At 37.2% G+C, this 19664-nt stretch carries 22 protein-coding genes and 2 pseudogenes; 15 read left to right on the top strand and 9 right to left on the bottom strand.

What is annotated here, in order from left to right; translation table 11 throughout:
• Positions 1–71 precede the first annotated feature (71 nt).
• Positions 72–326 carry a hypothetical protein gene (locus tag FC64_RS01185; protein ID WP_057906174.1) on the bottom strand — a complete coding sequence of 85 codons (255 nt, stop codon included), beginning with the start codon at positions 324–326 and terminating at the stop codon, positions 72–74.
• A 205-nt stretch (positions 327–531) separates the two neighbouring features.
• Here FC64_RS01185 and FC64_RS01180 point away from each other — a divergent pair, with 205 nt between their 5' ends.
• Positions 532–768 (top strand): PspC domain-containing protein, encoded by a 237-nt coding sequence (locus FC64_RS01180; protein WP_057906173.1) that lies wholly within the window; start codon positions 532–534, stop codon positions 766–768.
• Between the two features lie 61 nt (positions 769–829).
• The gene (locus FC64_RS01175; RefSeq protein ID WP_057906172.1) at positions 830–1321 is read left to right on the top strand and encodes a hypothetical protein; all 492 of its coding nucleotides are present in this window, start codon (positions 830–832) and stop codon (positions 1319–1321) included.
• A 49-nt stretch (positions 1322–1370) separates the two neighbouring features.
• Here the strand turns inward: FC64_RS01175 and FC64_RS01170 are convergent, their stop codons facing one another.
• The 3 genes from FC64_RS01170 to FC64_RS01160 all read right to left on the bottom strand — a co-directional run bounded on the left by FC64_RS01170 (position 1371) and on the right by FC64_RS01160 (position 4120).
• Positions 1371–1619 (bottom strand): hypothetical protein, encoded by a 249-nt coding sequence (locus tag FC64_RS01170; protein ID WP_057906171.1) that lies wholly within the window; start codon positions 1617–1619, stop codon positions 1371–1373.
• A gap of 233 nt (positions 1620–1852) precedes the next feature.
• Positions 1853–2620, bottom strand: a complete 768-nt coding sequence (locus FC64_RS01165; RefSeq protein ID WP_057906170.1) for a DUF4811 domain-containing protein — start codon at positions 2618–2620, stop codon at positions 1853–1855.
• A 3-nt stretch (positions 2621–2623) separates the two neighbouring features.
• Positions 2624–4120 (bottom strand): MDR family MFS transporter, encoded by a 1497-nt coding sequence (locus tag FC64_RS01160; protein ID WP_057906169.1) that lies wholly within the window; start codon positions 4118–4120, stop codon positions 2624–2626.
• 219 nt (positions 4121–4339) lie between these two features.
• On the opposite strand from FC64_RS01160, the gene FC64_RS01155 reads away from it, so the two are divergent.
• Entirely contained in the window at positions 4340–4882 is a 543-nt protein-coding gene (locus tag FC64_RS01155; protein ID WP_057906168.1) for a TetR/AcrR family transcriptional regulator, read from the top strand.
• 21 nt (positions 4883–4903) lie between these two features.
• Here FC64_RS01155 and greA read toward each other — a convergent pair whose 3' ends face one another.
• Together greA and FC64_RS01145 are read right to left on the bottom strand one after the other, a co-directional pair.
• Positions 4904–5380 carry a transcription elongation factor GreA gene (greA, locus tag FC64_RS01150; RefSeq protein ID WP_057906167.1) on the bottom strand — a complete coding sequence of 159 codons (477 nt, stop codon included), beginning with the start codon at positions 5378–5380 and terminating at the stop codon, positions 4904–4906.
• A gap of 4 nt (positions 5381–5384) precedes the next feature.
• Entirely contained in the window at positions 5385–5765 is a 381-nt protein-coding gene (locus FC64_RS01145) for a type II toxin-antitoxin system RelE/ParE family toxin (protein WP_057827572.1), read from the bottom strand.
• Positions 5766–5870: 105 nt separating this feature from the next.
• Here FC64_RS01145 and FC64_RS01140 point away from each other — a divergent pair.
• From FC64_RS01140 to FC64_RS01105, 9 genes and pseudogenes are all read left to right on the top strand, one after another.
• Positions 5871–7209: pseudogene (locus FC64_RS01140) on the top strand (MATE family efflux transporter).
• A gap of 80 nt (positions 7210–7289) precedes the next feature.
• Positions 7290–8453 carry a DUF805 domain-containing protein gene (locus tag FC64_RS01135; protein ID WP_057906166.1) on the top strand — a complete coding sequence of 388 codons (1164 nt, stop codon included), beginning with the start codon at positions 7290–7292 and terminating at the stop codon, positions 8451–8453.
• A 17-nt stretch (positions 8454–8470) separates the two neighbouring features.
• The gene (locus FC64_RS01130) at positions 8471–9091 is read left to right on the top strand and encodes a DUF805 domain-containing protein (protein ID WP_057906165.1); all 621 of its coding nucleotides are present in this window, start codon (positions 8471–8473) and stop codon (positions 9089–9091) included.
• 119 nt (positions 9092–9210) lie between these two features.
• Positions 9211–9696: a DUF805 domain-containing protein gene (locus FC64_RS01125; protein ID WP_057906164.1), complete on the top strand. Its 486-nt coding sequence runs from the start codon at positions 9211–9213 to the stop codon at positions 9694–9696.
• Between the two features lie 20 nt (positions 9697–9716).
• A pseudogene (locus tag FC64_RS07460) lies at positions 9717–10139 on the top strand (DUF805 domain-containing protein); the annotation flags it as partial.
• An 87-nt stretch (positions 10140–10226) separates the two neighbouring features.
• Positions 10227–10808, top strand: a complete 582-nt coding sequence (locus FC64_RS07455; protein WP_057906175.1) for a DJ-1 family glyoxalase III — start codon at positions 10227–10229, stop codon at positions 10806–10808.
• Positions 10809–10909: 101 nt separating this feature from the next.
• Entirely contained in the window at positions 10910–11614 is a 705-nt protein-coding gene (locus FC64_RS01115) for a YoaK family protein (protein ID WP_057906163.1), read from the top strand.
• Positions 11615–11662: 48 nt separating this feature from the next.
• On the top strand, positions 11663–12331 hold the full coding sequence (locus FC64_RS01110) for a hypothetical protein (RefSeq protein WP_057906162.1): 669 nt from the start codon (positions 11663–11665) through the stop codon (positions 12329–12331).
• Between the two features lie 122 nt (positions 12332–12453).
• Positions 12454–12813: an iron-sulfur cluster biosynthesis family protein gene (locus FC64_RS01105; RefSeq protein ID WP_057906161.1), complete on the top strand. Its 360-nt coding sequence runs from the start codon at positions 12454–12456 to the stop codon at positions 12811–12813.
• A gap of 311 nt (positions 12814–13124) precedes the next feature.
• Here the strand turns inward: FC64_RS01105 and FC64_RS01095 are convergent, their stop codons facing one another.
• Positions 13125–13787: a class A sortase gene (locus FC64_RS01095; RefSeq protein WP_057906159.1), complete on the bottom strand. Its 663-nt coding sequence runs from the start codon at positions 13785–13787 to the stop codon at positions 13125–13127.
• Between the two features lie 278 nt (positions 13788–14065).
• On the opposite strand from FC64_RS01095, the gene FC64_RS01090 reads away from it, so the two are divergent.
• Complete coding sequence (locus tag FC64_RS01090; protein WP_057906158.1) at positions 14066–14665, top strand: recombinase family protein; 600 nt, start codon at positions 14066–14068, stop codon at positions 14663–14665.
• A gap of 306 nt (positions 14666–14971) precedes the next feature.
• On the opposite strand, the gene FC64_RS01085 is transcribed toward FC64_RS01090, so the two are convergent.
• Positions 14972–16573: a S8 family serine peptidase gene (locus FC64_RS01085; protein ID WP_057906157.1), complete on the bottom strand. Its 1602-nt coding sequence runs from the start codon at positions 16571–16573 to the stop codon at positions 14972–14974.
• A 182-nt stretch (positions 16574–16755) separates the two neighbouring features.
• On the opposite strand from FC64_RS01085, the gene FC64_RS01080 reads away from it, so the two are divergent.
• Positions 16756–17640 (top strand): Rgg family transcriptional regulator, encoded by an 885-nt coding sequence (locus FC64_RS01080; RefSeq protein WP_057906156.1) that lies wholly within the window; start codon positions 16756–16758, stop codon positions 17638–17640.
• A gap of 44 nt (positions 17641–17684) precedes the next feature.
• On the opposite strand, the gene FC64_RS01075 is transcribed toward FC64_RS01080, so the two are convergent.
• Positions 17685–18683, bottom strand: a complete 999-nt coding sequence (locus tag FC64_RS01075; protein ID WP_057906155.1) for a D-2-hydroxyacid dehydrogenase — start codon at positions 18681–18683, stop codon at positions 17685–17687.
• Positions 18684–18858: 175 nt separating this feature from the next.
• Between FC64_RS01075 and FC64_RS01070 the strand changes: the two genes are divergently transcribed.
• Positions 18859–19650 carry a sulfite exporter TauE/SafE family protein gene (locus FC64_RS01070; protein WP_057906154.1) on the top strand — a complete coding sequence of 264 codons (792 nt, stop codon included), beginning with the start codon at positions 18859–18861 and terminating at the stop codon, positions 19648–19650.
• Positions 19651–19664 lie beyond the last annotated feature (14 nt).

Here is a 19664-nt window from a genome sequence, read left to right as displayed (position 1 = left end):
AGCCCCAGGTTGCCTAGCTAATAAAGTGTCCAATTTTTAGGGTTCACTTCATTTTTAATCGCAGCTTTTTTTTAACTTAACCAATCATATTGTAAGATCTGATTAGTTCGTTGATTAACCGGAATCCATAAGTGATGATGCCAGATATCTTTTAAAGTTTGGGTAAAAAGGTGTCTTGCTTGGTGGGTTTGGCGTTGTTTTTTAGGATAATTGACAATAATTGTTTTTCCATGTTCAGTTTTTAAAAAAATTTGTGATTTTAAAATTTTAGTAATTTGAGCTGATACAATGTCTTTGTTTTGTTCAATATTAACTTGATTGTGCATATTAACATCTCAATTCTATTTAATGCCATAAGTTATCTATCGCCTTTGCGATATTATATATTATATTTAAAAGATATGAAGAACATATGCGTTATATATTAAAATCCTGATATTATTGATTATGGTTATTTGAAGATTGAGAAAGAAAAAAGATTTGAGTTTTAAATTTTAAAAATCATATAATGGAACCAAGGAGGAAAGGCTGATGAAAAAGAAGCAATTAACAAAATCAAACGATAAGGTTTTTCTTGGTGTATTTGGTGGAATTGCAGAATATTTTAACTGGGATAAAGCTGTTACCCGAATTATTGGGGCGTTTTTAATTATTTTTCCAGGAACAGTATTTGCTGGAACATTATTATATTTGATTGCAGCGCTAGTAATGCCAAGCCCAAGTGATCCGAATATCATTGAAGGAGAATTTCGTGAAAAAGATCAATAAATTTTAATTGGCAAGGATGCTATAATAGAAGCGAATGGTTTGTGAAAGGAAGCTTGAAAACATGATGGCACAAGAAATTAGTTTAACATTTGGACCATTAGAAGAATTAAAGAAGATTATTGCCAATCATCCTGATCGGCAATTCAAGTTGTTTTTAGAAACTGACAGTAATGCAGAATATATGCTGTTAGATTATTCGGGAAAAGAGACGATTTTTCATTCAGGACTTAATTATACGATTGAAGGTGTAGTTGGTAATCAAGCGGATGCAGCAGGATACGTTGAATGCCGCTATGTGACCCTTAATGAGGATGAACAAAAGGTCTTTAAGTCAGTTTTTAAATCTTGGAATTCAATTGATAAACGGCCAACGGGATTAAGTTCAAGTATAATGGCTCATTCAATGAAAGATGATTTTGAATTTTTATTAATTAACGTTTGGGAAGATGAAAATACCTTTATGGTTTGGGATAATGATCAATCAAATCAAATGAATCAGTTTGGACATGATGGGAATGCAACTCCGGTTGTTAAAACATATCGGCCAATGTAGGAATATGAAAAAAGCGATTGTGACTAAAGAATGTCACGATCGCTTTTTTTTAAATTGTATTTTTTTGTAAACTAGAATTTTTACGTAAATCCCAAAGCCACTTTCCCTTACGGACTAAGCGATAATCGCTTTTAAATGAGTACCATGGGAAGAATGTTTTAAGCCGGGCTTTTTTATTACGATAAGAATTAATGGCAACAATTCTTTTAGGATCAACAAAGTGTTGATAATGTTTACCAGTTAAATAGTCAATTTCATCGATTAAGACTCTGCCTTGGTCATCAAGTAAAATATACATTGTAAAATTCCCTTCTTTGACAATAAATATTTAAGTAACCATCATATTGTATAAAAAAGAAATAGATAAAACTATTTAAAATGTCTCTTAAAGAAGAATATTAACAAAAACATTAATAATTTTAAACATTCGTAACGTTTCGAATTTAACTATTAAAATAATATTAAATGAAAATTAGCAAACGAATATAAAATTAAAAGGAAGACGCGATTAATTCACGTCTTCCTTTAATTTTATAATGATTCTTTTTCCAATTGCGGCATCAACTTACTCATCATTTGCTGTTCAAGTTTGTCAACGAGTTGCTTTTCTTGTTGCGCAGTGATTTGTTTTTCTAATTGAGCTTTTTGCTGATCATTCATTGTTGGATTCTTCTGTGATTCCTTCATCATTTGAGATTTAACCAAATTTGGTAATTGTGTTTTCACTTGATCTTTGATTTGGGCTTTCGCAGCAGTTTCCTGATTCTTCATTGCCTGTAATTGACTGGTACTTAAAACAAGCCAGTTTTGCGGAACCTTAAAGGTATAAGTGTAATGATAAGTTTCCTTATTTAAACCTAAGCCGGCAAACATGATTTTCCAAAAGTCATTTTGATACGTGTAACGGCTCCGTTGAATTATCACTTGCGGGGTTTGGACGTTGCGGTGTTCAACTTTTGTCGTAACATCGTAATCGATTTGGGTCTTTTCATTCTTATTCGGCTGGTCAGCTGTTCGATAAACAAAGACCTTTTCTTTGCCATTTCCAAGGGATTTATAAACGGTCAGTTTTAACGGACTATTTTTACCAGTCGTTGAAACTAAAGTTTTTGTTTGCGTTTCAGTGATACTCTTCATTCCAAGGTGATGTGAATCATTCAACATCAATGAAATTGAACATGCACCTGCAAGGAGTAAGAAGAAAATTGAAATTGGATAGCGAAGTTTTGGCTTTTTAACTAATCCGATAAAGGTTATGGCAAAAAGAACCATACTGATGAGTAATATCCATAAAACCATTTTCTAAGCCTCCTTTGCTACTTTTTGATTAACATCTTTTTTAACTAATCCGGCATTTTTTTCAAGGCAGAATGCAAGGATCAATCCGAGCAAACCGAAGACAACGGCGGTAAAGAATGCTCCGTGGTAACCATTTAAGGCAGCGGTAATTGCTTGGTGCTTGTATTCAAGCGGTGCACTGTGAAGTAATGCTTTACCAGGCATTTGCGCGCTTTGAATGTTTGAGTAAACCGTTGTAAAGATCGCCGTTCCGATTGCCCCAAGAGTCTGCCGTAACGTGTTGTTAATGGCCGTTCCGTCATTCATCTTATTTAATGGTAATGAGTTTAAGCCGGCAGTTGTTGAAGGCATTAATACTAAGGTGATTCCCATAACCCGAACAGCATATAGAACGACGATTTCAATAATTGGTGTCGAAGTTGTTAATGTTGTGAAGTTCAATGTTCCTAATGTTAGTAAAGTCAGCCCAGCAATCGATAATGTTCGAGCACCTAATTTATCGAATAAAATTCCTGAAATAGGACTCATTAGTCCCATTAACAATGCACCTGGGAGAAGCATTAATCCTGAATGAAATGCTGACTCTCCGCGTACAATTTGAATATAAAGTGGAAGGACTAGCTCAACTCCAACTAAGGCGATCCGGGCAATTGAACCTAATAATGAAGCTAATGAGAAGTGCCAGTTCTTCAATAAACGCAGATCCAAGAATGGCGTTTCAAGTTTAAATTGCCGCCAGCTGAATAATGCAATGAAAATCACGCCAATGATGATTGAAACAATAACAACCATTGATCCCCAACCGTCATTTCCAGCTTCAGATGTGCCATAAAGTAATGAGCCAAAGCCAATTACGGCGATAATCGCTGAAAGAACATCCAGTTTAAGTTTCTTAGTTGGTAAAACCTTCTTCATGAAGAAGAAACTCAGTAATAAGTCTAACCCGATAAATGGAAGGGTAATTCCGAAAATCATCCGCCAGTTAGCGTTGTCAATGATCCATCCTGAAAGAGTTGGCCCAATTGCAGGGGCAACCCCGATTGCAATTCCGACCATTCCCATAATAGTTCCCCGTTTTTCAGGCGGGAAAATTGACATTGCGATCGACTGCCCTAATGGCGTTAAGATTCCACCCCCAAGAGCAGCGACGATCCGTCCTGTTAAAAGCATGGCGAAACTGTTTGCGCAGAAACAAATAATGTTTCCAATGAAGAACAGTCCCATTCCAATAATGTAAAGTTTCTTTGAACTGAACCGGTTCATCATCCATGCAGTGATTGGGATCATAACCCCAGTAACCAACATGAATCCCGTTGACAACCATTGAACGGTGCTGGCTTTAATGTTAAAGTCGTGCATTAAAGTTGGATACGCTGTCGCAAGCATTGTTCCGGCTAAGAATGTTCCGAATAGCCCGATGATGATTACCAACATGAGTAAACCACGGCTGTATGGTTTGCCATTCATATCCAAAGTACGCTTTTTTTTTGCGTTGCTCATAAAATGACCTCCTATATGATTAGTAATTTTGATATCTATTAAATTGCCGATGAATTCGTTAAAAAACAAAATTCTTTAAAATTAATTAACACATGTATATAATTACACTTGTGTTTCTTATTACGCTTATATATAATAGAACATGAAAATTGAAATTGCAACATTTTTGAAAAGATATTATTAGGGTGTGAAAATGATTGAAAAGGAGAAAAGGATAGGATGGATCGAAGAGTTGCACGCACAACTGGACGAATCAAAAAAGTATTTGGTGAATTGATTCAGGAAAAAGCATTTGCCGACATTACGGTCAAGATGATCTGCGATGCAGCAGATGTTGAACGGAAGACGTTTTACCTGCATTTCAAGGATAAGTATGATCTATTAGATGCAATTTTAAAGGAACATTTTGAAGCGTTTCGTGAAAATGTCCGTCAGATACCGGACGCGAAACCAATTGACTTTTACCGAGAAGCGTTGACAATGCTTGGCAGGCATCGGAAATTTTTTAAACGCGTTTATAATGGTCAAGCCTCGGCATTAATTCGGAAGAGAATTCAATATTATGTTTTGCAACGATTGCAATTCGAGTACGGAACAGACGTTGACCCGGCAATTCAGCATTTTATTGCAGCTGGGATCGGGGGCGTTTTTGAATCGTACATTAACGGAGAGATTGAGGGAAGCGACGATCAGATTGCAGCTGATATGGCATGGATGGTCGTTCAGGCGAAAAAATATTTAAAAAAGAAATCAAACAAATAGTGGATGAGCATTGCTCATCCACTATTTGTTTACACTCACTTTAATAATCGTAACTTGATAAGACGAAGCTGGGGCAACGACATTAACGGTTGTTCCAGCCTTTTGATGCATGATTGCACGACCGATTGGTGAATCGAATGAAATTTTTTGCTCATCGACGTTGGCTTCTTGTTTACCAACAATATGATATGTTTCGGTTTCGTTATCATCTTCAAAACGTAATTCAACGTCGGTGCCGATGTCGACTTCACCATTGTCTTCTGGCTCAATTACTTGAGCATATTGCAGTTGCTTGTTGAGATAACGTAACCGGCTTTCAAGATGGCGCAAGTCACGTTTGGCAGCACTGTATTCGGCGTTTTCAGATAGGTCACCAAGCGCCCGGGCTTCCTGTAATTGTTTAATTTTTGCCGGCCGGTCAGCCTTTAATGCTTCGATTTCATTAATGATTTGCTGATGCCCTTCCGGCGTCATTTTTTGAAAATATACATCAGCCATAATTTTAACCTTCGCTTTCTTCAAGCATTTTACGCTTTAGCGGAATGTAATGATGTTGTTTGATTTCGCGATCAACCTTGTGAATTTCCTTATCAGGTGTTTTTTGGGTCGTTTTACGGAAAGCATGCATGATAAAGTAGTCACCGTCCTGAGCAATGAACATTAGCCGGTACTTGCCTAAGCGGATTTTATATAAGTGCCGGTAAGGAAGCCGCAAGATCATCCGTTTAACCGTTGGCCGGGTAAGCGGTAAAGTCTGCTCGTTCATCTGAGTCAGCATGTCATTGACTTTACGATAAATACTTTGATCTTTTTCGCGAATTTTGCGGTACCAGTCTAAAAATAAGACTTTGCCGCGATTATCTTCATACAGGTAGATTGCCATTTCAAAGATCCTCTCTAAAAATGAAACTTGACATAGCATGATATATTTTAATTATATCATGGTCGTTGAAAAATAATGAAAACAACGCGGAAAGGGAAGAGTATTTTGGAAGAACTATTTGAAAAAGCACCAATTAAACAGGTTTATTTTAAAATTTCATTGCCGGTCGTAATGGGAATGCTTGCTAGTATGGTTTATAATCTGGCAGACACATTTTTTGTTGCGCAAACCGGGAATACAAACCTTGTTGCAGGAATTACAGTTTGCACGCCGTTATTTATGTTTATGCTCGCTTTAGGCGATATTTTCGGGATTGGTGGCAGTTCGGTCATTTCGCGATTGTTTGGCCAGAAAGAACACGATTGCAGTGTTCGAACTAGTAGTGCATGTTTTTACTATTCAGTTGGTTTAGGACTAGTTATTACGGTTTTATTATTAATTTTCGAAAAACCAATTTTACATATGTTAGGAGCAACGGCGGCAACATATAAGTATGCGGCTGCCTTTTACCGCGTCTATGTTTTCGGTTCACCGATTGTAATTACATCATTAACGCCAACGAATTTGATTCGGACGGAAGGCTTGGCTAAACAAAGCATGTTGGCAACCGTTTATGGCATTATCGTATCACTGATTCTTGATCCGATTTTTATTTTTGGATTGAAATGGGGGGCAGCGGGGGGTCGCTTTGTCAAATCTTCTGGGATATGCACTCGAGTTAGGATTACTGATTTATTACACTATTCGAGACTGTAAATATATTAATGTTGATATTAAAAAAGCCCATATTAATTGGAAAGAATTTAAGGAAGTTTTAGCAATTGGAATTCCGGGATCAATCACAAATTTAATGCAAAGTTTTGGAATTGCATTATTGAATAATTTTTTAGCGGCTTATGGTGCAAATCAGGTGGCTGCAATGGGAATTACTCAAAAAATCGCATCAATTATTACCCTAGTAATGGTTGGATTTGCCTTTGGTGCCCAGCCGTTGATTGGTTATAACTATGGGGCAAAGAACGTTAAGCGATTTAAAGAAGCCCTTGACTTTGATTTGTTGATTGAAGTGGGGTATGCAATTATCTTTTCAATTATTTTGATGATCATTGCACCATTCTTAATTAAGGTCTTTATGGATAAAGCGGTAATTGTTAACCTTGGAGCTTACATGTTGCGGGCCTGTTTGACAACTACACCATTTATCGGAGCAATTTTGGTATTTACAACTGTTTTCCAATCAGCTGGAAAAGCTTGGAGTGCATTTACAATGTCATTTGCACGGCAAGGAGTAGTTTACTTAATTACAATGTTGGCATGTTCGGCGTTCTTTGGTTTTCACGGAGTTGTCTGGGCCCAACCAGTTGCTGATATTATTACATTTATAATTGGATTGTTACTGTATCAAAATGATTTTCATAATTGGATGAAACAAAATGAAAAATAAGGTCGAGAAAATGAATAATGTATGTTAAGATATTGTTCGTGCATTATAAAAAACAATTAATATTCGGAAAGGTGATGTAGGTGAAACGGATCGAAGAATCTGGGGAAATTTCATTCAAACAAGCCTTTATTGATTTTTGGCGCGGGCTTTTCAGTTTTGGTGGTCGGTCAACAAGAAAGGGCTATTGGTATGGAGTTTTGATGATGCCATTAACGATTTTAATGGTTGTAACCGGCGGAATTGTGACGTTAAATATTATTTTAGCGATGACTTTAAATAAGGTAGTAGGATCGTTTTTAATTATTTCATTACTAATTGAAACAGTTGTATATATTACAATATCGATTGGAAGTACTGCTTTATTCTTCCGAAGAATGCGGGATGTGGGCTTTAAAACCGCACCATTAGTAATTTGGATTGTTATTACAGTATTATTTTTACGGGTTCCTCTTTTAGGATTTGTTATTCGAGTAATTAATATATGGTTGCTTTACGTTTTATCTGTTCCGACAGGTCATTTCGTTAAAGAATATCAAAATGGTTTTATGAAATTCCTTTTTGAAGAGCCTGAAAACTTTAAATTCTGTGATGATTTACGGGTAATTAAGTTTAATCCAAACGGAACGGAAGAAACGATTGAAAAGGGAAAAATTATGGAACGCGGAAAAGTTAGTTTTAAACAAGCGGTTCATGATTTTTTCCATGGAATATTGAGTTTTGGCGGTCGTTCAACCCGAGCAGGATACTGGAAGTCTCAGCTATTAATTATTCCAATCTATATTGTTGTAATGGGAATAGTCATCACATTAACAGTTTTCACTTTTAATACGATTAGTCATGCACTAACGACAATGCCTGATTTATCTTTTGGTGACGGCTTAGGTGCCTTTTTGTGTATTATATTTATAGTGTTACTTGCACTTTTAGGACCTGGACTTTTGATCACTGGGTTAATGATTCCAGTTGGAGTTGCTAACTGGTCAGTGATGATTCGGCGGTTAAGAGATGTTGGTCTAAAATTGAAGACGATGTTTATTGGTTGGGGAATCATGGCTATTCTGGATAGTATCATTTGGGAGATTTTTACAGTAGGTTACGGTTCTCCTCAAGGAATGTTATGGGCTTTACTTTGGGAATTTGGAATTGATTTAACTATTCAAATTATCTTTTTATGCCTTCCAACCGGAGCGATGGCAACGCAAAAGGAAAATTCAATATTCTTTGAAAACAAAGCAATATTTTAACGAGAAAGGAACTATAAATGAAAAAGATTGAAGAAAAAGGAAGAGTAATGTTTGAAGATGCCGTATCAGATTACTGGCATGGCTTGTTTAGTTTTGGCGGTCGGTCAACTCGTTCGGGATACTGGTGGTCCGTTTTTAATTACTTTGCGACAATTTATTTTCTTGGATTAGCTACGATTTTGCTAACTTTTCTTTCTTTTGGATCAGCATTGATTATTGTAGTGTTCGGATTAGTTGGATGTATGATTGCAATGTTAATTGGAAATTTAGCAGTTATTTTTCGGCGATTACGTGATGTTGGATTAAAAACGGTACCGATTGTTATTTTAAACGTTCTTATTTTCGTCTTACCTATAATTGGAGTAATTGCAACGCATGGTTCAGCACTTGCATTAGCTAATGTAAGTACTTTAATTGGTTTGATAGTAGGTATTATTATTTTTATTTTCACTTTACTTCCAACTGACCAATTCGTTGCCGAAAAGGAAAACTGGTTAGTTCGGGGTAAAGACACCGTTGATGAAACGCAAACAACAGTAGATGCGCAGCCGCAATTAACAAAGGCTGCTCCAGCTGCAAATACAACACTTCCAACCGTTGTCTTTTATCCAGACGGTCGGGAACAAGAAATTAAATAGTTGAAATGAAAAATGATGAAGGTTGGAACTTAAGGTTCGGGCCTTCTTTTTTTGACCATTCCATTTTAAGTGGGGTATCATTAATAGATAAAGAGGATTGTACTGAAAGGAAAGAGAACATGAAGCTTAAACAAGTTAATGAAAATCAAGATGTCACGTTAAAAGACAGCTTATTAAACTTTTGGAAGGGATTTATCAGCTATAACGGTCGTTCGGTTCGAAAGTCATTTTGGATCGGAATCGTTGAATACTTAGCGATTTTGATCGTGATCGATCAGTTGATTTTAGGATACTTTGCATTAACCTATGCTGGGGGAACAAGCGGAATCGTGTTCCTGGTTATCCGGGCAATTTTTCTGCTGGTAATGTTGATTCCATTGACGGCGCTTGCGTTTCGGCGGTTACGGGATGCAGGGTTAAAGACGTTGCCGATTACGGTTTTAGTGGTTATTAACGCGATTTTGGCAGTGTTAAATATTTTATTTACGTCAACGATTGCTGTTGCAGCGTTAGTGGTTTGCCAAGCATTCTTAATTTTACTGTTCTGCATTCCAACTGACGCAATGGCAGTTGATAAGGAAACGAAAGTATTTCGTGAAAAATAAGATTAAAGAAGGATTTTAAGATGCGGCGAATTAGTGAAAAAGGAAAAGTTTCATTTGAAGAGGCTTTTCATGATTATTGCCGAGGAGTCTTAAGCTATGGCGGTCGTTCAACGCGTGCAGGTTATTGGTGGGGGCAGATTGTCTGTATAATTTTTGCAATTGCCTTATATACGATTTTTTATGGTAGTTTAGAATCTTCAATGGCATCAGGGCACCAATCAATTATTATGGTTGGCAGCCTGATTGTTTCGGTTGGTGGGGTATTGGTATACATTGCAGAATATGCAGTTTTAGCACGTAGATTACGCGATATTGGATTTAAAACATTCCCTGTTGTAATTTGGATCGTTTTGCGGTGGGCAGCGGCACTGATGGTTAAACTTTTCGGTTTGTCGTTTGGAATCATTTTACTGGGAGTGTTGGCAGTTCAATTAATTTTATGTTGTTTACCAACTGACTATTTTGCTCGTTCAAAAGAAAATTTGATTACCCGTACAAAGGAAAACGGAAATTTACAAGGAAGCGATAATATGACAAAAACAGCAGCAGTAATGGTTGCTCCGGGGTGTGAAGAAATCGAAGCATTAACACCGGTCGATGCTTTGCGCCGGTTAGGAGTTGAAGTTGACATGGTCGGTTTGGAAAGCACCGATGTGATGGGTGCCCACGGGATTAAACTGACCTGTGATAAGGTGATGGATGAAAGCCTATTAGACTATGACGTTGTTATTTTCCCAGGCGGATCAAAGGGCGCTGATAACTTGCGGGACAGTGATCAACTAATGGATTTGATCCAGCAACGCCATTCCGCTGGAAAGTGGAACGCTGCGATGTGTTCAGGTCCGGTTGCGTTTGCCCGCTACGGATTGTTGGATAACTGCACCTACACGTGTTTTCCGGGAGTTGAAAAGCAATTTGAAAACGACATTAAGAATGCCACGCATTCGGATGAAATTGTCGTTGTTGATGAAGCTGGTAAAATCATTACTAGTCGAGGACCGGCAACTGCAATGGCTTATGCATTTAAGATTGCCGAAATTTTAGGAGTCGATCCGGCACCACAAAAAGAAGCAATGCTTTATAACTACTTACAGGATGAAATGCGGAAATAATAACTCTCTAGAACGTAATATAATTACGAGGCTATGCAAGGGTCATGGCCTCGTTTTTGTACTATAATGAAAAGTATCGATTTTTAGAAAGGAAGAGCAATTTGCGAGCATATCGCGAAAAAATTAAACGACCGCATTTGTATCAATTGCGGGAATTAGCGTTAGCATTTACTTTTTGCGGCGGTTTTATTGATGCGTATACTTTTACAGAACGTGGCGGAACGTTAGCTGCTGGACAAACCGGAAACATTATTTTTTTCGGAACGGATATTGCCAAACATAATCTTCCAGGACTGACTACGAAGATTGCCACTTTCCTAGCCTATATTTTGGGATTGATCGTTGTAACAACGATTGCGTTAAAAGTTAAGTCAAAGTATAAACGAATCTTTTGTATTTTACCGATTATGTTTATTTCATTGGTAGTGGGCTTTGTCCCGACCAGTGTCCCTAATGTTTTTGTTGTTCCGTTTTTAGCCTTTGGGATTGCAATGCAGACGATCGCATTTAATAAGATTGAAGGTCTAGGATATCGGAACACAGTTTCAACGGGAAATTTACAAAAAGCGGTGATTGCTTGGACAAAGTATTTTGTTAACCATGACAGTAGTCAAACGCGAGCGGCTTCAAATTATTTATTATTAGTTATTAGTTTTATTTGCGGCGCAATTGTATCGGCTTTGCTTGATAATTACTGTGGGATCCATACGATTTGGATTGCGGCATCGTTGTTGGTGATTATTAATTTCTGTTATGGATTAATGGTTTATCATCGGGATAATTTTTATCCGGGAGAGAAACTCTAACCTGGAAAATGGTATAATAAAGGTGTAATAGAAAGCCAGGTGAGTGTAATGAAAATGAAAAAAACGAGTTTATTAGTAGTTACTGGAATGGCATTGATTTTAGCAGGATGCGGGAATCGGTCAACTTCAACGAATAGTAAAAAAGCGGATAATACGCCGAAAACCGAAGCGGTTAAACGCAGTGAAAATCAAACCGCCGCTGATCAGTCGACGGCGAATGTTAGCGCTGTGGCAACAAGGAATAATTCTCAAACAAATCAACAACCAACAGCGCAAAAAAATCAGGCCTCAACTAATGCGCAAACCAAAGAGTTTAACGATCAAGCTCAAGCAACAAGCTACGTTACTAACCAACCGGGTTACACGCCTGGGAATCAACAGGGATTACCGACCGTTAACCTTGGATATGGAATTACAGGGACTTTAAATTCTGGTGCAGGGCAGCAAATGCTTCAATGGAATGAAGGAAATTGGTCATTTACAGTACGGGCATCAGCTGTTCAGGGTCAAGATCCAACACCAACAGCCAAACAAATTGTGAGCGAATTAGAGAATGTTTATTTGCCAGCTCCACAAAATCATGGTGTTGGGACATTCGATATTGCAACGAACACATACACATTAACATGGCAAAAGAATAATAAGGTTTATAGTGTTAATGGCAACAGCCCTAGTGATGTAATTTCTAAAGCAGTTAATGCCGGTAAAAACGAATAACTTTAATGTAAGAGATGACGATTTGATCGCTATCTCTTTTTGTTTCATATGAAACGATTGATCAAAAATCTATTAACTTACTAAAAGATAGGATAAAATAGAAGTGGTGAGGAGGAAGAATAATGGAATTAAAAATTACAGATGAAGCTCAAGCAAAATTAAGACCATATTTTGAGGATCATAAGGCAGTTGTTCTTTTAGATTTTGATGACGGCGTTGGTTACCGACCAGAGGAAGCAATTTCATGTACCCTAAATCAAGAATTTCGGCTATTAGTTGTGCGCAAAGACAGTGATTATCATGAATATAATGCAAAGCTGTCAACGATTTTAGGTGATTTTTACTATAAAGATTATTCGAAGTCATTTATGGATGAAGAAATGACAATTGCCGTAAATTCATATCAGCAACTAACATTAAAAGGTAAGTATCGCGGAGAATTAACACCAGCATTAAATGTTCTTGATTTAAGAACTGAATAATAAAAATATTGTGAAAAAAAGATGGGGTCATCAATTAGAGGACCTCATCTTTTTTTGGACTACTATTTTTTAAGAATTCCGAAAAATAAAATTTTTTTGATTTTTAAACCAAATTTTTTTCTTTATTAGCCGATAGTTATTTGACTTTGGAGAAGACCAAGGGAAAAGCTTCTTAATTGTTATATCTTTTGTGGAGTAAGTGTTAATTGCTACGATCGTACCTAAGTCAGCAAAGAAAAAATGACTAGTGTTACTCGGAATATCGTATTCTTCAACAAGAACATTTCCTTGTTCATTAATCATGACGTACATTAATAATTAAACCTTCGTTTTAGATAATTTTTAGTACTTTGGGGTAAGGCACTAAAACGAGTTGTTTTTACTAACTTTCCGACATAAACCTCACGTTTCTTATTGGTTCGATCACATGTGATGAGAGTTAATGTAGCTTTCCTAGTTGGGGATAAATCAGAGTAATTCTTCGGCGATATAACTTTTTTAGAAGTAATTTTGTAAGTGTAGTTTTGGTTAAAATTAGTAATATTAATGATGCTTCCAAGATGAACATATCGGTAAACTGGACTAAACAGTGCCACTTTACTGTATTGCACATTATGTGCGGCAAGGATATAGTTTCCTTTTCCCATTTCCTCATTGGGATAAAGCGTTGAAGCACAGAGAGTGAATATTGTATTATCGACCCCTTGGGCAATTGGGGTATTTAAATCGATTTTTTCGTTGTATATTGCACCAATCACATGAACTTCAGGATGATAAATTCTTGCTTTCATAACATTAAAAAAGTTAACTAATTTAACGCTGTCCCAATTGTAAGGCACATCATATGATATTTGCCGTTCAACTGTGGGATGAAAACTGGTAATCATAAAGTTTGTGATGGGAATACTAAAGATAAATAGCAGTCCAATAGCCGCGATTATGCCACTGAAAATATATCTTAAATGTTTTTTCATATTGTATTCTCCTTTTTTATAGAAATTTAAAGTAGATAATAGCGGCCGTAAGAATACAAATAACGCCAGTGACTTTAAGAAATAAACTGGTAGACATTCCGACAGCCGGAAGGACAACTTTTTTAAAATTGGCATTTATTGTATACTGAAAAGGTTGCTTATAGTTACTAATGGTTTGTACGGAAATCCTTAAATTGTTTTTTCTAGTGAATTTTGATTGAATGGTTCGATAAGACTCTACCCTATTTAGACGAAAAATATAAAAAGGACTATAAAAAATGAAGATAGGATACGCACGAGTATCAACCGTTGATCAAAACTTAGTACGACAGATTGTTCGTTTAAGAAAAGAGCAGGTTGATTTAATTTATAAAGAGAAATTATCGGGTAAGAATATGGAACGTCCACAGTTAAAACGTTTATTAAAAAGGCTAACTAGTGAGGACGAAGTGTATGTAGTCAGTTTGGATAGGTTAGGCAGGAATAGTGATGATATTACTCGTATTATCAATCAAATAACAATAAAGGGAGCGTTTTTAAATGTATTAGACTTACCAACTTTTGAGGGAATTAAAGATCATAATTTAAAAAGGTTATTAACAAATTTAATTTTGGAAATAAAAAAATATGATGCTGAACAAGAACGAAAAATGATTCGTGAAAGACAACGTCAAGGAATTGAACTGGCAAAATTAGCTGGTAAATATAAAGGAAAAAAGGTTCAGTATTGTGCTGATTCTCCTAAAAAACAAAATCGCGAAATTTATTTTAAGACAATTGAAATGTTAAAAAAGGGAATTCCTAAAACAAAAATTGCTGATAGGCTGGGAATTTCAAAGCAAACGGTTTATAATATTCTAAGGAGAGATCAAGAATAATTTGATTTTTAAACTAAACGAAAGGGTAAAACAATGACAATTAGACTCAAAAGGTTTATTATTATTGCCTTTTTAAGTGGTTTGATTGGTGTAATTGGTTTACTAAGTAAGCCTCCATTAGCTAAAGCAATATGCCTAAATAGGGTAGAGCCTTGATAGACAGGTAGTATTTTACCATATTTACCGAATTATAGTTAAGTAAATGCTTAACATTTATGAAATTTGAATCGGCTAAAAAAAACTGCAGTTAGTTTTTACTAACTGCAGTTTTCATATTCTATTCAAATAATTATGTTTTAGAATTTACTATTCAGCAATTTGTTGTTGGATTTGTTGCCACCAATCATGCGAATCTTCTTGTTGTTCCTGTTGTTCAAAATGATTTGAAGACCGTGAACTTGATGATGACGATGAACTGCTGCTTGAACTTGATGAATGCCGACTGTTGTCGTTGGTTGCTGAAGCATGGTCATCGTTGATCAACTTGTCTAAAATCACGCACGGCAATCCGTGCTTGTTGGTTTCTAATGATTGACGTAACTTGGCGATTACCGCGTCTGATTGACCGTATAAATTATTCTTTGAAATTTCATGGGCAATCATTCCGGTTACTTCCGGAGCAGCGAAGGAAGTCCCGATTCCAAAGCTATATTGGGTTCCATGGCCACCGTATGTTAACAACCAATCAGTTGGGATAAAGAATTGATTTGGATGGTTGATTCCTGTTCGATTGGAATCTCCGCCCGGAGCATATACCGAATCTTTTGAGTAGCATGAATATTCAGCCCGTTCACCTTGATTACCAGTTGCGGCCACTTGGACAATACCCGGAACGCTTGCTGGTAAGCTGACTCCTTGGCCAACCGCGTGAAGTTGCGGATTATTTTTGTTAATGTATGCCGTCATTGCTTGCGGGTCATTTAAATTAATGTTTTCATTTCCTGCAGCGACTACGACGGTACTACCATGTTGCTTAGCATATTGAACGGCCCGGATCCAGGCTTGGTATTCAGGCATGTCGTTATTTGCCCGGCCATTTAAGTAACCACCAGTCAAAAGACCATAACGTCCTAAACTCAAGTTGATGACGTCATCACCATTATTAACGGCTCTGATTAACGCCTTTAAAACCCATGATGAGCTACAACCTTTGTGTGAAAAGACCCGGTATTCATCGATCGTTGCGTTAGAGTTAACACCGACCATTTCATTCGTGCCGGCAACCAAGCTGGTAACCGATGTTCCGTGTCCAATCCGGTCGTTGGTATCATGTGGATTACCAGTTTCATCATGATCCATATAATTGAAGCCACCCCGTGGAACAAAGTTTTCAGTGTACCGGATTCGTGAACCTAATCGCTGACGGTATTCGTCAGTGATTCCACTATCGATGATCCCGATTTTGACATGTGACTGTGTATCATTTGCATAATTGTCAGGATTTTTGGTCATCATATGCATGTTCCATTGCCGGTTCCAGAAATATTTATTCATCGGACTGCTAAAGTTTGGCTGCGATGGAACGGCGGTTGGTGTATATGAGTTATTAGCCTGATTATCAGGGGTTTGCACATCTGCGTGGGTATCTTTTTCAATTTTCTTTTCTTGATGATGGTTTGTTCGGTCAGTTTCAATCCAGCCGATTTCAGGAACAACTGATTTAACCTTGATTCCTTGGCTTTCAATATACTTCACCGTATCATCGACCGTTTGTTTTTGATTATTTTTCGTCAAAACGAAACTGGTTGTTGTGTTCGGAATCACCGATTCTTTCTTTTCAATCGGCATTTGCGAATTTGGTGAAAGCTGTCCGCTGTGAGCTTCGGCTGCTGAAACGGGAGCCGTCATCAAGAGTGATGAACAAACAAGTGATGTTGAGAATAAGTTGAACAGTTTAATCTTTTTCATATGATCCTCTCTTTGAAACTATTAGTTGATTAAAGGAAGAAAAGTAAAAATAACATTCAAAATCACTTCCTTTTTATGGATTTCTCCCTTAACCTTAATTTAAGGGTTAAGGGTTAGCGAAAGGAAAAATTCACACAAAAAAGTGAATCTTCACACTTTTGTGTGCATAGGGAGGATGCTTTTTGGAAGAAAACTATGGTAAAATTGTTTCAAATATCAGGATTGCAAAGGGCGTACCAATCGGTAAGCTGATTTCCGGCATTTGCAGTCGAACGGCCTATAGAAATTTCGTAATGAACCGAACAGGGACCTCAGTCGATAATTTTATGAAACTCCTTGCCAAGTTGCACGTGAGTTACACCGAGTTTAAGTACATTGCGAACGGATTTGAAACGAATTATGAACAACGGTATGTAATTGACTTACAAAAGGCGATTGCTCAAGGCGATCTTAAACGGCTAGATGATCTTTTACAACGGACGCTTAATTATTGTGCAATTTATGAAAATGATGAGAAGTACCGTCATTTAGCATGCATAACACAATTGACGATTGACAAGGTAAAAAGGGTCCCGCTTGATGAAGATGCACGCCAAGTGGTCATCGATTATTTGATCGAGTGTGAAACTTGGACCCATTATGAGTTGATGATGTTTAATAACGCGATGTTTGCCTTTTCGTTTGATCAGATTCGCATGTTTCGGGAAAAGGTGATTCATAATCTTGAAAAGTACCAGAATCTGAGGATTTATGGAAGTGAAAGTTTCCGCGTGCTGATCAATATGCTGATGGTTTTCATTGAGAATCAAAGTTATCAGGATATACGAATCATGATGGGATTGATCAACAATTACCAGTTAAATGAAGATATGCTATTTGAAGAAACGTTGCGCCTTTATTTTACCGGGATTTTGGATCTGATCAACCAAAAAATTCCGGCTGGATTAACGAAGGTTAAGCAGGCACTTGAAGTGTTATCGATCCTGAATGCAAAAGACTATTATCAAAATTTAAAACAGTATTTGGAACAGATAATTTTAAAATATGATTTAGATATAAAAGTATAATAAAAAGGCTGCGACTTCAAAATCGCAGCCTTTTATTATTGATCTTATAATGTAACCGGTGTATTGGGTTCTTTGCCTTGAATCATTAACAAGTTGTTGTCAAATGCTTGCATTACCATTTCACGAACAGCGTGGGTTGTGTAGAAGGCAGTATGCGGCGTTACTAAAACGTTGTCCCGGTGGATTAAGTCATCTAAACGAGCATCCGGAACGCCTTTTTGATCCCAGTTAGCGTTGAAGATTCCAACTTCATCTTCATAAGTATCAAGGACGGCACCGAAGATCTTACCGCTGTCTAACCCACGAAGAAGAGCATCAGTGTCGATCAAATCCCCCCGCGAAACATTCATGATCACAACGTCATCTTTCATCTTAGCGATTGATTCGTCATTGATCATGTGGATGTTTTCTGGAAGAGATGGAACGTGTAATGAGATGACATCTGCTTGTGCATATAATTCATCTAATGAATCAACGTAGTAACCCTTCTTTTCAACTTCATCGTTGTGAAACTTATCATAAGCGATGATTTTGGCACCGAAGGCTTCAACTAAGTCCATAAATACACGGCCGATATGGCCTGTTCCGATGATTCCAAATGTTTGATCGCGAACTTCGCGGCCGATCGTTGGGGCCCACCGCATATCACCGCGCGCCATTTTGTCGTCCATTCGTTTATCTTGCCGTAAGATTCGAGCGGCTTGAACAATCGCATGTTCTGCAATTGCGTTTGGTGAGTATACTGGGACGTTTGTTAATGTAAATCCTAATTCTTTTGCTTTCTTTAAATCAATATTATCAATTCCGATGTTTCGGAGTGACCATTTGCTGATACCGGCTTCATGTAAAGCTTCAACGGTATCAGCCTTATATGGTAATTGTTGGTAAGTAACGACCCCATCAGCCCCCTTTGCAAGGTTAGCATTTTCAGGGGTTAATAAGGCATCAGTGTATTCAACTTCAACATCAGGATGAGCTTTTTTCCATTCTTCAACGTAAGGAGCTTCATCTTTCCGAATACTATATGCAAAAATTTTTGCCATAAGTAAATCCTCCAAAATAGTTATGATTTATGAATTTCCATGTAGTTTAATTATACACTTTTTAGAAAATAGGGATTAGTAAAATGAAGGATAAATTTTTTTATATAAAGTCAAGCAGATTATTAGGAAGAATCAAATTTGAAAAAGTATACTGATAGTGAAAGAAGGGTTTCAGATGGAAGATTTATTGATTTACGTCCTGGTTGTCTTGGTAGCAACTGCGTCAGGTTCATCGACCGGTTTAGGCGGCGGGGTGGTAATTAAACCGCTGTTTGATATTGTTAGCAATGCACCAACCGCGACGATTAATTTTTATTCATCGTTGGCAGTTTTTGTCATGGCAATTGTGGCGCTGGGAAAGCAATTGCGTCAACGATTTAAATTTGATTTTAAACCACTGTTGACGATTTCGATTGGTTCGGTGATTGGTGGTTTTATTGGACAACAATTACTGCGGTTAACAGTTACAGTTATGCCGGCATCACATGTTAAAGTTTTGCAATCAGCGATGCTTTTTGTCATGCTGGTTTCAGTTTTAATTTATAACTTTGTCAAAAAACGATTGGTCAGCTTCCATTTGAAAAATATTCTTGTGATTTTGATCGTTGGAATTGGATTGGGGGCTTTTTCAGTCTTTCTGGGGATTGGCGGCGGCCCGATCAACGTGGCATTGACGATGTTGCTGTTTTCATTTAGTTTGCGGGAAGCAGCCGTTTATTCGGTGGGAATTATCTTTTTCTCTCAGTTAACTAAGATGGTCACGATTGCGGTCAGCCCGGTTAAGCCAGCAATCAGCTTGACGGTAGGAATTGTTGTTGTGGTTGCGGCCATCATTGGAGGTCTTTTAGGGACATGGATTAATCGGCACGCGTCATGTAAGGTTCTTAATCAAATTTATAATGTTTTGTTATGTGCGTTAGTTTGTGTAACGCTATTTAATACATTCCATTATGCCGGTGTAATTTAGAAGGAGGAAATTTA

Source organism: Ligilactobacillus araffinosus DSM 20653, assembly GCF_001435375.1.
Classification (GTDB): Bacteria; Bacillota; Bacilli; order Lactobacillales; family Lactobacillaceae; genus Ligilactobacillus; species Ligilactobacillus araffinosus.
This window is presented reverse-complemented; position numbering and strand designations above follow the sequence as displayed.